This is a genomic window from Paenibacillus sp. sgz302191, from assembly GCF_057749925.1.
In genome coordinates, this window is the sequence record NZ_JBYLHY010000039.1 from 31171 (window position 1) to 46919 (window position 15749).

Sequence of the window (15749 nt, forward strand, 5' to 3'; positions counted from 1 at the left end):
ACGTCAGGCGGGATTATCGAAAATCTATGAAACCGAACAACTTTGGACTTTTCACCAGTGTTCTGCTCTTTTTGATTTTTATTGTACTCTCTCTAGTTTTTCAGTCAACTGATTATTTGTACATCGCCAGCGTTTGTCCGCTGCTGATCGTCCCTTTTTTGCCGGACAGCAAGTCGAATCAATATATCAGGCCGGACAAAGGCCATGCCGTGCGCTTAATCAAGCAGCCCGGCAGCGAAACGGCGGACGCCGATCTGCTCTTTATTTTGTTTGAACCGGGATATGTGCAGTGGAATCGCAGTAAGCTCTACTTTAATCTGGACGACGTTAAGGTCGCCGGCTCTTCTCAGCCGGACCCGTATGCCGCCTCCATGTCCGTATTAAAACATGACCTCAAGCCGCATCCACGGAAAAAAAACTGGATCGGCATTTCGCTCAAACAGCTCGTCGAGCGCACTTACCAGCTTTCCTACACGACGAGCGAAATCAACCGCTTCGTCATTCGCATGGCCGACTTGCAAGAGCTGCTCGGCGTGCCGGGCAAGAGCGCCAAGACGCGCGGACAATCGCTGGGAGCCTGAGCTCCGCCGGCAAAACGAAAGTCACCACGCCAGACGCCGCCCTCATTCCCTTATCGGGGAATGGGAGCCGGCTCGAAGCGAGGTGACTTTTTTTGCCGCTAGATGCCGCACAAGTAAGCGGCGAGCGTGCGCACCATCACGCCTGTGCCACCTTTGGGCTCGATGCCTTTTTCCGACCACAGCCAGGCAGTGCCGCCCGTATCCAGATGAATCCATGGCGTTTCTTCGGCAAAATAGCCGATAAACAGCCCGCCTATAATCGCACCCGCCCAACGGTCTGCGGTCGTCGAATTTTTGATGTCGGCGACGTCGCTTTTGAGCATCGCTCTGTATTCCGGATAGTTCGGCAGCTGCCATACTTTTTCCCCGGCTTCCGCCGCAGCCTTCAGCAGCGGTTTCAGGAACTCATCATCGTTCGTCACGGCCCCTGTCGCCACGTCGGCCAGGCAGACCAATATCGCGCCCGTCAGCGTGGCGACGTCGATGAGCCGGTTCGCGCCGAGCTGCTTGGCGTACGCGACGCCCTCCGCCAAAATAATGCGCCCCTCCGCGTCCGTATTCAGCACTTCCACGGAATGACCGCTCAGCAAAGTGATGATATCGCCCGGGCGGTAGGCCGAACCGGAAGTCGCGTTCTCCGCCGCCGGAATGACGACGATCAGATTGATCTTCGGCTTCAGCTTGCCGACGATGTGCATGGCGCCAAGCAGCGTGGCCGCGCCGCCCATGTCGCTGATCATTTCCTCCATGCCTTCGGGCTTTTTCATCGACACGCCGCCGGTGTCGAAGGTGACGCCCTTGCCGACGAGGCCCAGCGCGTCGGCGTTCCCCGGATCACCCTCATAGCGGAGGGTGATCATGCGCGGCGGGTGGACGCTGCCGCCGCCGACCGCGCTCAGGCCGCCCATCCCGCGGGCGGCGATGTCGTGCTCGTCCAGCACTTCTACGGCGAAGCCGTAGTGCCGGGCGAGCTTGACGGCTTCCTCTGCGAGGGAAGCCGGAATGAGTTTGTTGCCCGGGAGGTTCGTCAAATCCCGGGCATAGTTCGTGCCCTCCGCCACCGCCTCGGCGCGGAGGATCGCCTCCTCCAGAAGCGCTGCCTCGGCAGCCGCTTCTGTCAGCAGCACGGCCCGGCGGATCTCCGCCCGCTCGGGCCGGCCGTACCGGTACGCTCGGATGCGGTACGCGCCGAGCAGCAGCCCTTCGGTCAGCGCGCCTGCCGCTGACCGCGCGTCGACGCCGCTTGGCAGCTTCAGCGCCAAGCGGTCGAGCCGCAGCGCGAGCGCCTCGCGCGCTGCGAAGACCGTGGCTGCGCGCAGCGTATCGCGCGTGGCTGCAGGGCCGAGCCCTGCAGCCAGCACGTACGCGTACGGCAGCAGCCCGTGCGTGGGCAGCGCCTCAAGCTCGCCCGAGGCGCCGGTGAAGACGCCCTTCTCGCGCAGGCGGCGAAGGGCGCTGTCCAGCTGCGGCTGGCCGAGGATCGCGTCCTGCCGCAGCTCCGCCTCCGTCAGGCAGACGACGATGGCGTCCGCCTCCGCATCCGCGTGCATGAACGAAGAAAACGCGTTCACGGTTATGTTTATCGTTTTTTCAAACATACGCTGCATTACTCCTTATCGCTTGTTGTTAACCATGCTACCATTTTCCGCCTTGCAAAAGCAAAAAAATACGCTGCAGCCAAGCTCACGGACACGGGTCCAGGCGCTGCTGCAGCGTGATTGCCGGGCTTTCCGCTACGCGTAGTAGCGGGCCGCTTTTTGAATGACGCTTTGCATCGGCAGATGGTACGGGCATTTTTCCTCGCACAACGGCTTTTCTTTGCAAGGATCATAATCGGCGCAAGCGAGTATCTTGTCTTTCTGCCGGTCGAAAAACCCGCTTCCTTTCGGCAGCAAGCCGAACTTGTCGCGGATTTTGCTCGAAATCATCACGTCGGGAATCGCGATTTCCACCGGGCAAGAGCAATAGTTGCAGCGTCTGCAGTCGTGCCCGCCCAGTTCAATCGCAAGCTGCTCCAGCTCCCTGCGCTCCTCGTCGCCTACCTCGCGCTCCTGCGCAGCCAAATTTTCCTGCACCTCTTTGACGCTCACCATGCCCGAAATCGTCACATGCACGTTCTGGCTGTACGGGTAGCGAATCGCGCGGTCTACCGGTTGAATAAAGCCCCCGGATAGCGGTTTCATTGCGACTTTCATCAAATCAAGCTCCGTTGCTTTCGGAATCAGCTCATCCAGCGCAAACGGCTGGGCCAAATTCAGATGGAACAAAATTTGCGAGAACTGCCCTTTGGAAATCCATTTCGCCAGCAGATCGGGACGATGCCCGGTTATGCCGATAAAGCGCACCTTGCCTTCCCGCTGCGCTTCCAGCGCGGCTTTATAGGCGCCGCCTTCGCCCATAATTTGCTTGAATTCGTGAACGTAGTTGACATAATGAACTTGCAAAAGGTCTACATATTCCGTTTTCATCCGGGTGAGGCTGCGGTCAATTTCCTCTTTGGCTGCGGCATAATCACGCTTGCCCGTTTTAGTGGCCAAAAAGTATTCATTTCTGCGATGCGAGATACACTCGCCGATAATCTCTTCGCTGTTGCGGTAAGCGGCCGCGGTATCTATATAGTTGATACCTTGATCAAGCGCGTAATTCAACGCTTCCCTTGCCTGATCCAGCGGCACCCCAGGAAGATTCATCGCCCCGAAGCCGAGCGAAGATACTTTGTAGCCTGATTGGCCGAACGTACTGTATCTCAAACTGGAAAACTCCCTTCCTGTTACCACATATAAAAATAGTGCTATTGCCGGCTGCCTGAGAAAGTGACGGCACTTTGGCCTAATTTTGACTCAGCTGTGCTCTCCCGCTCGCGCCTCCCCAAGCGCGGGGGTTACGTCGCTGGGCGGGTGCGAGACGATTTGGCAAGCCGGGAGTCTGTCCGACGGAGTTACTTTTGTGCATACCGGGTGAATAATGACTGCTATACTGCCGCTAACGCTGCATAAATACCCTTCATTTGGCATACGTGGTTCATCGGGCAGACTCCCAGAACCGGAGAAAGCCTGCAAAAGTACAGGTTTTTCCTGCGAAAATGCTTCATGTTGGCGAAAAGCCTGCGAAAGTGCAGGAATTTTCGGTGAAAATGAACCTGAGCCCGTGTGCGCAACGAAAAACCTGCGCAATTGCAGGAATTGCTCGTGACCAGCGTATCAAGGGCGCAAATTCATGTACTTTTGCAGGTTTTCTTCGCACCGTCAGGCGGATTGGCGTCTATCGGTTCCGGCGCGTTTATTTTCAACAGCCTGTATTTCTATTGTAATACAACTTGTGTCCGAAGAAAATAAAGTTATAGACTGGATTTGTTGATCCTACGCGGATTTCTGAATTGCTAAACCATCAGGCGGATACTATAGTTTTCTTGCCTTGATTACAAAAGTTACAGGAAGCATCTTTGCTTTTTTTGCAAAATCGCTGTTACGCGATTGCACAATTTCATCATCAGATTGCTCAATCATTTGCTCAATGACAAATCCCGCTTTTGCCAACGCATTCACATAGGTTGATAGTTTACGGTCCGATAATGTTAGCGTACTTCCGTCAAGAGATACCGAATACCAAGATTCATCGAAATAACATTTTTTAAAAACAAGCATATTATTTTCTGCAGCAACACATTTGTGTATAGGGTGAGACCAGCTGAAAATAAATACGCCGTCTTTTTTTAGGTAAGAAGCAATCCGGCGAAAAGTACCCTCTAGGTCGGTTGTCCAGCCTATTGCATAAATCGAATAAACATAGTCAAAATAATCTTTTTCCCTGAGACATCGCCAAAAAGCTGGCATTTCTCTTCTGAGACAAATGCTCCATAAAAAGGAAGTGAGGTTGCTCCTAAAACATCATTTCCTTTTGTATCCCAAAATAAGCTGTTTGTTTCATGAACAACACTCTTATCCATGTCGACCGAAATGGCGCCAACCTCACCACCGCCTATAATGTTTGTTCTATAAACAGAATTCTTGTCCATGCCGTCCCTCCCCAGATGAGATTCACCAAATGTAACCGAATAATCCAACACCAAACTATATTGGGATATATATGCAAAACCATCATATCGCACGTACGTTCTTATGTAAATGCCGTCTATTACGAATTATTAGATTAAGCAAATCTCTCCGTTAGCATGAACGCAGTTTCTATGAAATTGGCAATAAAGGACCTCATCCTCCGCTTGACAGCGGAATTTGAAGTCCTTTTGCTCGATTTTCGGGCTGCTCTATTAATTGTTGTCGTCGGAGTTGTTGTCGCTTTTGCCGGATCTGTCGTTTTTATTGCTTTTATTGTCTTTATTGTCGTTTTTATTATTGTCCTTTTTGTTGTCTTTCCCGTCGTCTTTATTGCCGTCTCCATCGTCCTGATTGTCTTTGGAACGGGAATCGCCCGTCTTGGGCGTGGAAGAAGCTCTGGCCGACGGCTTTGCCGACGGTTTCCCGTTCGGACTTAAAGACGGCCCTGACGATGGGTCTTTTCGCGGATCCCGATCCTGGTTGCCCTGATCGTCTTGACTCCTCGTCGACTTTTTATCATCGTTATTATTTCGGCCGTCGTCATTGCTGTTTTTATCCGAGTTGTTGTCGTCTCTGCCGTTTTTGGGTGTAGGCGTTTTGGTCGGCTTGGCGCTGTTTTTGACATTTGAGTTGTTTTTCTGGCCGCTGTCGTTGTTTTTATTGCTGCTGGCGCCGTTATTATTGTTGTTTTTGCCGCTGCCGTTTTTGTCCCCGTTTTTGTCTGTCTTGTCATTTTTGCCGTTTTTGGAGCTCTTATCGTCGTTCTCCCGCTCATTGGCCATTTGTTGAACCTTTTCGCTCAGCTTGCCTGATTTTTCTTCTTCAATCAGCTTTTTCAGGCTGGTCTTGTTAATCGGCTTATCGGGTTTAACGATCTTGTCGATTCCGCCGTTCTCCTTGGCAAGCTGATGAATCGAAACCGACTTGATGTCGTCGAGCGACACTTTCGCGCCATTATCGAGCGCGTTCAGGTAGATCGCGTACTTGCCCGCCGAGACCCCGTTTGCCTTGGCTTCCTGCCTGACTTCCTGCGGTGCGGCAAACGCAGTTACTTCATAATTTTTGACCTGATTGGGATGAGCGTCCCGAATGTGTTTGTTTACCTGCTCCTTCAACTGGGTCGCGATCGCCTCATCGTCGATACCCGCCTTATCCTCGACCAGCGTGCTGCTGATGATGATGTCCCCTTCTCCGCTAGCAAGCGGCCCCTGTTCCGCCTTGTCCAAAATTTCCGAAGTGACGTTAGTCAGCGACTTTCCTTTGTAAACCATAGATTGGATGAGCGCTTCTCCGTCCGAATTCAACCCCTTTAAATCTTGAACGATCTCCTTGTTGTCAATGCCCATCTCTACGCTAGGATTAATATCGATCGAAACGTAAGCGACGACCTGGCCGCTCGGCACCTTGCCCGACAGGGTCGATACCAGTACAAAGCACAGTACAATCGCCGCAGTCAACCCCGACAAGATGGCCATCCGCGGGATTTTCATGCTTTTCGGGGCCGGAGCGTATACAATTTCTTCCCCGACCTCGCAGTTTCGGGTGCCTCGCGGGATCTTCTCGAACCGACCGTCCGGACTCATGACAATGATTGTGCTATCGCCCAATTCCATTACGATTCCTTTGTTCATGCGCAGTTCTTCCTTTCTGTAACCTCAATCATCGACACGAATTTGCAAATAATCCCGCAAATACGGGTAAGGCCCGTTAAAAATCAGTGCGATCGCAATCAAATATTTGCGATTCCGTTCCAAAGTTTTTCTGGAAACTTGAACCTTGGCAAGCAGCTCCTTGATCGGCAGCTGCCGTTTAGTCAGCAGAGTGCGCATAAGCTCTGCATCCTGTGAAAGCGTATAGCCGATGCCAAAAAGCATCTGCCTGGAATCGTCATGCTTCGGAGAGGCTTCCGTCAGTTCGGAAAAATCAATGTCAAAATCCTTCAGACACCGGTTGAATTCCATGATTTCACTCCGGCGCTCTTCTAATCCCTTTTGCTTCTCATAAGCTTCAATCGCTTGATGAATCTCAATCGGATTGACGAAGTTGTCTTCGCCATCCTCCTGCTCAAAGGAACTGTAAGGGATTTGTCCCTGAAACCGCTGCTCCTTCCGTAAGTAGTCGATTAGCCTCCGCCTGATGACGGTCTCCGCAAAGCCCAGAAACGATCTCCCCATTGCCGCCGAATACTGGCTGATGGCTTCGTTGAACGCTCCAAGAGCAATTGAAAATTCGTCATCTCTGGCCGGATCGATATACCGCTTGCAGAATCTGCTTGTTACTTTTGCCACATAAGGCTGATAATCGGCGATGAATTGATTTCGCAGCCGCAAATCCCCACTTTGTATGCGATGAACTGTTTCTTCCAGCGGAGAGGAATGGAGTTCACCCGGCGAGCCGGAGTGTTTTTTTCCGAGAAACTTCTTGAATAGTACCAGTAGCACCGTTCCACCTCACAGTATAGGTATTTCGTCATAAACGTTTCATATTCGGGGGTACTCTTTATGTAATTCCGTCAGAAAACAAAACCTATTATACCATACCAGAGCAAATCAGCACCTAATGGCAAAATAAACCTGACATGGAGTTTCTATTTTTCGCAGTTTCCTATAAAATAATGGCATATTGGAGGCGATTTATTTGGAGCTCACAAACAGTTTCGGAAAATTTCTTGAACAGCTTCGCGGGAAAATGTCACTTCGCAAAGCGGCGAATAAAAGCGGCTTGTCCCACGCTTACATCCGGGATCTGGAGCTGGGACGCAACCGAAGCACGAACGAGGTGATCAAACCGTCCCCCGATACGTTAAGAAAGCTGTCACAAGCTTACGACTATCCCTACACGGACATGCTGATTCGGGCCGGCTACCTGGAAGAGCACCCGGTCAGTTCTTCACAAATGAAACACGATTTGAGCGACATTTGGTACGTCGAATTCGGCAATAAAGATATCCGCTATTTCGCTTCCGACCGCATCACCAGGCAAAATGTGGATTCTCTCATCGAGTTCACGGATTTGCTGGAGGTTTTACAAGAGCATAACTTTATTAAGATGGATACGCATCTATTTGTCAATTTGCACAAAATAAAAAAGTATGCCCCGCAAGAAGGCAAACTTTATTTCGAAGACTCGGTAAATGGAAGATTCGTAACGATCGCCGCGCTGCCGCAGCGCAAATTTCACCTGCTGCTTACGGAATCCGTTGCGGCTAATACAGGCACCAAACCGGGAGGCGGGCCCAGCCCCACTTCTTTAAAACCAAAGTTCTTTTCGTAACGTCATATAAATGAACAGAACCGTCGCCATACTCAGCATTTGAAAAGGCATGACCGCATCCAGCATGCTGACCGGCAGCGTATCGCGGAACACAATGCCGACGATAACGACGAGCATGAAGCCGTAGCAGCCGATATTTTCCCGGCAGAACGTTAATTTCGAGTAATGCGCCAAAAAAGTAAATCCCCATCTGAATTTGACAATGACCGCGGCAGCCGCGAGATTCGCCAGAAACGTCAGCATCGACATTAGCCTGGATACCAGAAGATCCTCAGTCACAGCCGAGAAAGCTACCACACCGGTCAAATCGCTCGTAATAATAACGCCTGTGGTGACGATGACGGCAAGGGTGTACCCGGACAGCGACACAAGCAAGGCGGCTGCAGGCCTGAACTTCAAATATCCGCAAAAAAGCACAAATATGCCGGCGATGTATGTAAGCGGGCCCATATAGGCGCCAAGAATTCCTGCGGCCAGTGAAGTACAGGCCATTCCTTTCAGATGCGGCTGTATTTTTTGCCTGAACAATACGAAAGACAGTATAATCATGGGGACGAATTCCAACAATGAAATGACCCCCTGCATCCATGCGTTCAAGAGTTTCCCCTCTTTTCAACTCGGTAATCGCTTCGAAGTTTGTCGTTCTATGAAACTATCATACATCAAATCCGGGCTTTCGGACGCTTCCCGGACTAAGTTGGCCGTTTCTGCGTGCAAATTGACATTTCGAGAGGCACAGAAATAAAAAGTTTAACAGTTTTTGGCATAGGAGTAATTCATATGAATGGCCATTTTACAGTTGCTATCGTGGAAGATAACCATTGGGCTGGAAAAATGCTTGAGGACTACTGCGCGCAGTGCGGATTGCAGGTCGTTTTTACGGCTTCCGACGGCGAAGCTTTGCTTGATACATTTAACGAGATCAAACCGGACATCCTGCTTGTGGACATCGGCTTGCGCGGGTATTTGAACGGCATTTCTACGGTGCAGTCCTTGAGACAGGCGGGCCATAAGCAAAAAGTGATCATGGTCAGCGGGACGACGAATATCGACCATATTTTGACCAGCTTTCACGATCTCGGTTCCTTGTATTTTTTATCGAAACCGGTCCTGTTCCCCAAATTCCAATCCGCGATCGCACGGGCAGTGGCGGAAATTGCAGCGGAACGGGCAGCGGCAGCGGCGCTCGAAGCCGGAGCCGGAGGAAGCGAAGGAACAACGTGGATCACGGTGAAAAATCAAAAGTCGCAAATTCCAGTCGCGGAACAATCCATTTTGTTCGTCGAAAAAGAAGACAAGCGGCATGCCATGATCTACCTGACGAACGGGGAAACGATTGAATCCGGCACCAACTTGACCGACATCCTGGCCCAGTCCAGCACCTATATGTTCAGTCCGTATAAAGGATTTCTCGTCAATATGCGCTATGTCATTTCCTACGTAAAAGAAAGCGTCTTCCCCGCTTCCAGGCGGTTTTTGATCCATTTGCAGCATACACAGGCCAAAATTCCATTGAGCCGCAATTTGCAAAAGGAGTTCGCCAAACTGCTTCAGGAGCTTCGCTAGACCGGAAACGGCAGCCTCCCAAAAAGAAACAGCCGCTCTTTGTTCCTCATCGGAACGAAAGCGGCTGTTTATCGTTTAAGTGCGCTTCGAAGCTTTTTTGCTTTTCAGCTTGTCTCGGCGGGCACTGAGCATTTTCAATCTTTTTTTCAGCTGTTCTTCCCACTCCGTATCGCCGATCGTCTTCGCGACACTGAGCAGGTCAAGCCCCATATCGATTTGGCTGCGTACGATATCCAAAGGCTCTTCGCCCTCGTGATTGACACAATTATCGTGCAGAATGTGATCCTTGCCATCCACATACTCTGCGAAATCCACCTCGGCCGCTCCGTCGCCATGAGCGTATTCCGCCAATATCTCATATTCGCTCTCTACAAGATAATGAATTTCAATGCGGTGACATACCGGGCAAAAGAGTATAGGCACATTGTGAATTTGGGTGCGAATGTGCTTTAACGTTCCTTTTGTACCGATCATGCTGGCTCCACAGCAAAAACTCATGGATTTCCCTCCTTACTGATTACCCGGAATACCCCAATATATTCGCTTCGAACAAGCAAAATTCCTTTTTTCCGGCCACAGCAGTTTTTGTCAGTGCGCGCATAATTTGCTTGCCTCCTGCGAATCCTGAAACAGTCATCCTTACACGGCAAACAACGGATGCTGCTGCAGCTTATGCCGGCGGCGCAAGGAGGGATTGGATTGAAGGGATTGCCTCTGGCGGACTTCGAAGTTCCGGAGCGGTATCACAAAGATTTGCTGCACGTCATGCCGGTGAACGCCCGCTCGCTTTACGCGTATTGGGAGGTCAGCGACAGGCGGAGATGGCTTGTTTCGCAGCATTTTGAGTGCGATTACGGAACCATGCCCAAAATCGTCCGCGTCTACGATGTAACCGGCATTTATTTTACCGGAAGCAACGCGCACCGTTTTTTCGATATTTGGACGACACCGGAAGCAGCGAGCTGGTACATCCATGGCTTGAATGCGGACCGCACTTATTTGCTCGATTTCGGCACTTATACGTGGAACCGCGAGTTTATCCCGCTGCTGCGCTCGAACTGTGCGGCAACGCCAAAAGATCAGGAAGCCCCATGGGGGGAAGCGATCCTCGGCGTCGTTCCGGAAGCTGAATCAGGAGCAGCCGGCGGGCGCATTCCTCCGCGCTTTTTTGAAAATTTCACGCCCTATACCCCCTACTCGAGGTGAACTGCTTTATGATGAACCGTATAAAACAGAAGCCGGAGCTGAAGGGTTATCTCGCGCTCGTGCTGCATGCCCACTTGCCGTTCATCCGCCATCGCGACCGGGACGATTACATGGAGGAACGCTGGTTTTACGAGGCGATGACCGAAACATATTTGCCGCTTGCGGAGATGATGGACCGGCTGGCGGCGGATCAGGTCGGCTTTCGTCTTACGTTTTCCATGACGCCCACGCTGCTGGCCCTGCTCGGCGATTCCCTTATGCAGGAGCGCTACCGCGCATACTTGAGCAAACTGATCGGACTTGCGGATAAGGAGCAGATTCGGCTGCAAAACCATAAAACGCTGCTCCCGCTCGCCAAGCTTTACGCGCGGCGATTTCGCGAACTGCAGAAGCTGTTTGAAAGCTGCGGCGGAAATCTCGTGCGCAAATTCAAGCAATTTCAGGACAGCGGCCATATTGAAATCGTCACTTCGGCGGCTACGCACGGCTTCCTCCCGCTGATGAAAACCGAAGAAGCGATCAAGGCGCAGATTGCGACCGCGGTGCGCGATTACGAGCGGCATTTCGGCCGCAAGCCGCGGGGCATCTGGCTGCCGGAATGCGGCTTCACCACGGGGATCGACCGGATTCTGAAGCAGTACGGGATCGATTACTTTTTCTCCGATTCGACTGCGGTCGCCTTCGCGTCGCCCCAGCCGAACCGGGAGCTGTACGCCCCGCTGATGAGCCCTTACGGCGTCAGCGCCTTTCCCCGCGATCCCGAATCGGCCAGCCAGGTATGGAGCGCGACGGAAGGCTATCCCGGCGACTACGACTACCGGGAATATTACCGCGATATCGGCTGGGATCTCGGCTGGAACGACGCCGGCGAGTGGGATTATATACGCCCGTATGTGCTGCCTACGCACGAGAGGGTGAACACCGGCATCAAATACTACCGCATTACCGGAAAAGGCAGCCATCGCGAGCCTTACCGGCCGCAGCGGGCGCTGGACAAAGCTGCCGAACACGCCGGCAACTTCCTGTTCAACCGCCAAAAACAGGCCGAGCATTGGCATCGCTGGCTGGACCGCAAACCGCTTATCGTCTCTCCCTACGATGCCGAACTGTTCGGCCATTGGTGGTATGAAGGGCCTGATTGGATCGAGATGCTGTGCCGCAAAACGTTTCACGACCAGCACGAAATCGCCATGATTACGCCCGGCGAATACCTCCGGGAGTATCCTGTCGCCGATGTCGGCAAGCTGAACGAATCCAGTTGGGGACGGAATCACTCGGCTGAAGTGTGGCTGCAGGGGAACAACGACTGGATCTACCGGCATCTGCATCAAGCCGAAGAGCGAATGATACGCCTCGCCACCAGGCATAAGCACCTGAAAAGCCGCGAGCATTCGATGGCGGATCTCCTGGAGCGGGCGCTTAACCAGGCCGCCCGGGAGCTTATGCTCGCCCAGAGCAGCGACTGGGCATTCATTATGGATGCCCAGACCGTCGTCGATTACGCGGTTCGCCGGACCAAGGTTCATCTCGGCTGCTTCCATCACCTGTGCGAGCAGATTGAACGCGGGGCCATTGATGAGGCGGCGCTGGCCGGGCTGGAGGAACACGACAACTGCTTCCCGGACATCGATTACCGGGACTACGCGGCCATCGACCGCCTGTCGCCCATCCCGATCATTCCCAGTCTGACGGACTGGGAAGCATTGCTGGCCGAAACCGGGCACCGGCCGAACATCTTCATGCTCGCCTGGGAATACCCGCCCAAACATGTCGGCGGCTTGTCGCGGGCCGTGCATGAGCTGTCCGAAGCGCTCGCCGCAGAAGGCGAGATCGTGCACGTCGTTACGACTTCCCACTACGGAGCGCCCTATTTTGAAAAAATGAACGGCGTATACGTCCACAGGCTGCCCATCGACTGTTCGGGAGATACTCACTTTTACGACTGGACGTTCGAGATGAACCTGGCGATGATCGACCATCTTGTCCGCTGGAAGGAGCACGGAGGCAGAATCGACCTCCTGCACGCGCACGATTGGATGGTCATGCATACGGCCAGAGAAATCAAGCACAGCTACGGCATCCCGCTCGTCGCCACGATCCATGCCACCGAATGGGGGAGAAATCAGGGGCGGCTGCATACCGAGCTCCAGCACAAAATCCACCGGAGCGAATGGAAGCTGACCTACGAAGCAAGCCGGGTGTTCGTGTGCAGCCAGTATATGAAAGATCAGGTACAGCAAATATTCAGCTTGCCCCACGACAAAGTAGGCATCTATCCGAACGGCATCCGGCTCGGCCATACTGCCGTGAGCGGCTTGGGCGGCCGGACTGAAGGTGGCCCGGATGGCCGTACGGACGAACGGACGGAGGGCAACCTGGATCATCGACTGGAGGGCCGCCAGAATCACCGTCTGGATCACCACCTGGAGGGCCGCCAGGAGCACCATCTGGATCACCGCCCGGAATTTTTGAGCGACGGTGATAAAGTCATCTTTTATATCGGCAGGCTCGTTTATGAAAAAGGCGTCCAGATTTTGATCGACGCCATGCCCGCTATTTTGGGGCAAATCCCGGACGCCAAGCTGATCGTCGCCGGCTCCGGGCCGATGGAGCAGGAGCTTCGCAGCCGGGCGGCTCATTTGGGCGACCGGGTATGGTTTGCCGGCTTCGTCGATGACGCCGCACGCTCCCGGCTTTATCAAGCCGCCGACGTCTGTGTCATCCCCAGCTTGTACGAACCGTTCGGCATCGTAGCCCTGGAGGCGATGGCCTATCGGCGACCGCTCGTCTTATCCGATACGGGGGGCCTCGCGGAAATTATCCGTCACGGAGTCGACGGATTCAAAGCACTGCCAGGCCATGTCGAATCGCTGGCCTGGCACGTCAGCGAAACGCTGCTGCACCCCGAGCAGGCGGCAGGCATGGCCGATTCCGCTTATAGGCTCGTGCAGGCACGCTATCAGTGGAATCAAATTGCTGCAAGCCTGCAAAGCGAATACCGCAAGCTGGATCATTACCAGCCCGAGCCGAGCGAAGCAGCGGCAGCCGGCGACCGCGCGCAAGCTCAGCGGCTCAACGCGTAAGCCCGCGGCCCACGGCCGGCCGCCGCCGCCGGGATTGCCGCGATAAGATTTTCCTTACATGGGCATAGTAAGGAACGATGGCGCGGGGGCGCGGGGTGTCATGGCCCGCCGATGGCAGGTCAAACCGCGGAGTGCCATAGACCCCCGCAGGCACGGTCAAAGCCCAGGGCGTCATAGGCCGCCGAAGGCGCGGTCAAAGCCCGGCGCGACATGGTCCGCCGCTGGCACGGTCAAAGCCCGGGGCGTCATAGGCCGCCGAAGGCGCGGTCAAAGCCCGGGTCGTCGGGCGCTAAGAGCCACCAAAGGTACGATAGCAGATGTGCAGGTTAGGGGCATGGCTGGTACGATCGTGCGGGCAGAAAACCTGCAAAAGTACATCTTTTTGCTCATTAATGCCCCGGTTTTGCAGAATTCCTGCAAATGTGCAGGTTTTTCGGCAAATTTTCTCGCTCAGGGCCCTCGGGACCTGAAATTCCTGCACTATTGCAGGCTTTTTCTCCAAACGAGCCGTTTACCTGTAAAAAGCCTGCACTTTCGCAGGTTTTCGAGGCTGCTTACCCGCTTCGCGAACTACTGCGACAAACAAATTAGCTCTGACCCTGGAACGACTCATCTTGCTCGTCGGGGCAAGTCAAGCCGATTGCTACCATCGATCATGCGGGCAGAAAACCTGCAAAAGTACATCTTTTTGCTCATTAATGCTCCGCTTTCGCGGAATTCCTGCAAATGTGTAGGTTTTGGGGCTAATTTTCTCGCTCAGGGCCTTCGGGACCTGAAATTCCTGCACTATTGCAGGCTTTTTCTCCAAACGAGCCGTTTACCTGTAAAAAGCCTGCACTTTCGCAGGTTTTCGAGGCTGCATACCCGCTTCGCGAATGGTTGCGACAAACAAATTAGCTCTGATCTGGAACGACTCATCTTACTCGTCGGGGCTGGTCGAATCGATCACTTACCTTCGACCGTGTGGCAGAAAACCTGCAAAAGTACATCTTTTTACTCATTAATGCCCCGGTTTTGCAGAATTCCTGCAAATGTGCAGGTTTTTCGGCAAATTTTCTCGCTCAGGGCCTTCGGGACCTGAAATTCCTGCACTATTGCAGGCTTTTTCTCCAAACGAGCCGTTTACCGGGAAAAAGCCTGCACTTTCGCAGGTTTTCGAGGCTGCTTACCCGCTTCGCGAACTGCTGCGACAAACAAATTAGCTCTGGAACGGCTACTCTTACTCCTCGGGGCTGGTCGAATCGATCACTTACCTTCGACCGTGTGGCAAAAAACCTGCAAAAGTACATCTTTTTGCTCATTAATGCCCCGGTTTCGCGGAATTCCTGCAAATGTGCAGGTTTTTCGGCAAATTTTCTCGTTCAGGGCCTTCGGGACCTGAAATTCCTGCACTATTGCAGGCTTTTTCTCCAAACGAGCCGTTTACCTGTAAAAAGCCTGCACTTTCGCAGGTTTTCGAGGCTGCATACTCGCTTCACGAACGGCTGCGACAAACAAATTAGCTCTGACCTGGAACGACTCATCTTACTCGTCAGGGCTGGTCGAATCGATCGCTTACCTTCGATCGTGCGGGCAGAAAACCTGCAAAAGTACATCTTTTTGCTCATTAATGCCCCGGTTTCGCGGAATTCCTGCAAATGTGCAGGTTTTTCGGCTTATTTTCTCGCCCATGACCTTCTGGACCAGGAATTCCTGCACTATTGCAGGCTTTTTCTCCAAATAAGCTGTTCACCGGGTAAAAGCCTGCACTTTCGCAGGTTTTCGAGGCTGCTTACCCGCTTCACGAACGGCTGCGACAAACAAATTAGCTCTGACCTGGAACGACTATTCTTACTCATCGGGGCGGTCGAATCGACTGCTACCTTCGATCGCGCGGGCAGGAAACCTGCGAATACTCTCATGACGCAGTAGACCTCACCCTACAGAATTAAAATAAACGGGTCAACTGCTGTTTATTTTCGTAAAAGGTACATCTTTGCTCATTA

12 protein-coding genes and 1 pseudogene are annotated in these 15749 nt (G+C 53.0%); 6 read left to right on the top strand and 7 right to left on the bottom strand.

All coding sequences use genetic code 11. The features are described 5' to 3' along the window. The first annotated feature begins 26 nt into the window (after positions 1-26). Positions 27-581, top strand: a complete 555-nt coding sequence (locus tag AC3G2T_RS34130; RefSeq protein ID WP_474686651.1) for a hypothetical protein — start codon at positions 27-29, stop codon at positions 579-581. Positions 582-679: 98 nt separating this feature from the next. On the opposite strand, the gene AC3G2T_RS34135 is transcribed toward AC3G2T_RS34130, so the two are convergent. From AC3G2T_RS34135 to sigI, 5 genes and pseudogenes are all read right to left on the bottom strand, one after another. Then, complete coding sequence (locus tag AC3G2T_RS34135) at positions 680-2179, bottom strand: leucyl aminopeptidase (RefSeq protein WP_488438240.1); 1500 nt, start codon at positions 2177-2179, stop codon at positions 680-682. Between the two features lie 135 nt (positions 2180-2314). Beyond that, positions 2315-3331, bottom strand: coding sequence for an aldo/keto reductase (locus tag AC3G2T_RS34140; RefSeq protein WP_488438241.1), 1017 nt, complete (start codon positions 3329-3331; stop codon positions 2315-2317). A gap of 648 nt (positions 3332-3979) precedes the next feature. Continuing rightward, positions 3980-4596 (bottom strand): annotated as a pseudogene (locus AC3G2T_RS34145) (class I SAM-dependent methyltransferase). A 252-nt stretch (positions 4597-4848) separates the two neighbouring features. Further along, positions 4849-6267, bottom strand: a complete 1419-nt coding sequence (locus tag AC3G2T_RS34150; RefSeq protein ID WP_488438242.1) for an anti-sigma factor domain-containing protein — start codon at positions 6265-6267, stop codon at positions 4849-4851. A 24-nt stretch (positions 6268-6291) separates the two neighbouring features. Next, positions 6292-7077, bottom strand: coding sequence for an RNA polymerase sigma factor SigI (sigI, locus tag AC3G2T_RS34155; protein WP_474686646.1), 786 nt, complete (start codon positions 7075-7077; stop codon positions 6292-6294). 196 nt (positions 7078-7273) lie between these two features. On the opposite strand from sigI, the gene AC3G2T_RS34160 reads away from it, so the two are divergent. Then, positions 7274-7909, top strand: coding sequence for a helix-turn-helix domain-containing protein (locus AC3G2T_RS34160; RefSeq protein ID WP_474686645.1), 636 nt, complete (start codon positions 7274-7276; stop codon positions 7907-7909). Here AC3G2T_RS34160 and AC3G2T_RS34165 read toward each other — a convergent pair. Further along, entirely contained in the window at positions 7886-8506 is a 621-nt protein-coding gene (locus AC3G2T_RS34165; protein ID WP_474686644.1) for a hypothetical protein, read from the bottom strand. The genes AC3G2T_RS34160 and AC3G2T_RS34165 overlap by 24 nt on opposite strands. A 183-nt stretch (positions 8507-8689) precedes the next feature. On the opposite strand from AC3G2T_RS34165, the gene AC3G2T_RS34170 reads away from it, so the two are divergent. Then, complete coding sequence (locus tag AC3G2T_RS34170) at positions 8690-9475, top strand: LytR/AlgR family response regulator transcription factor (RefSeq protein WP_488438243.1); 786 nt, start codon at positions 8690-8692, stop codon at positions 9473-9475. A 75-nt stretch (positions 9476-9550) separates the two neighbouring features. Here AC3G2T_RS34170 and AC3G2T_RS34175 read toward each other — a convergent pair whose 3' ends face one another. Further along, positions 9551-9973, bottom strand: a complete 423-nt coding sequence (locus tag AC3G2T_RS34175) for a hypothetical protein (RefSeq protein ID WP_474686642.1) — start codon at positions 9971-9973, stop codon at positions 9551-9553. A gap of 201 nt (positions 9974-10174) precedes the next feature. On the opposite strand from AC3G2T_RS34175, the gene AC3G2T_RS34180 reads away from it, so the two are divergent. From AC3G2T_RS34180 to AC3G2T_RS34190, 3 genes are all read left to right on the top strand, one after another. Next, positions 10175-10681, top strand: coding sequence for a DUF4912 domain-containing protein (locus tag AC3G2T_RS34180; RefSeq protein ID WP_474686641.1), 507 nt, complete (start codon positions 10175-10177; stop codon positions 10679-10681). An 8-nt stretch (positions 10682-10689) separates the two neighbouring features. After that, a complete protein-coding gene (locus AC3G2T_RS34185) occupies positions 10690-13764 on the top strand; it encodes a 1,4-alpha-glucan branching protein domain-containing protein (RefSeq protein ID WP_488438244.1) in 3075 nt (1024 codons plus the stop codon). A 334-nt stretch (positions 13765-14098) separates the two neighbouring features. Next, the gene (locus tag AC3G2T_RS34190) at positions 14099-14845 is read left to right on the top strand and encodes a hypothetical protein (protein ID WP_488438245.1); all 747 of its coding nucleotides are present in this window, start codon (positions 14099-14101) and stop codon (positions 14843-14845) included. Positions 14846-15749 lie beyond the last annotated feature (904 nt).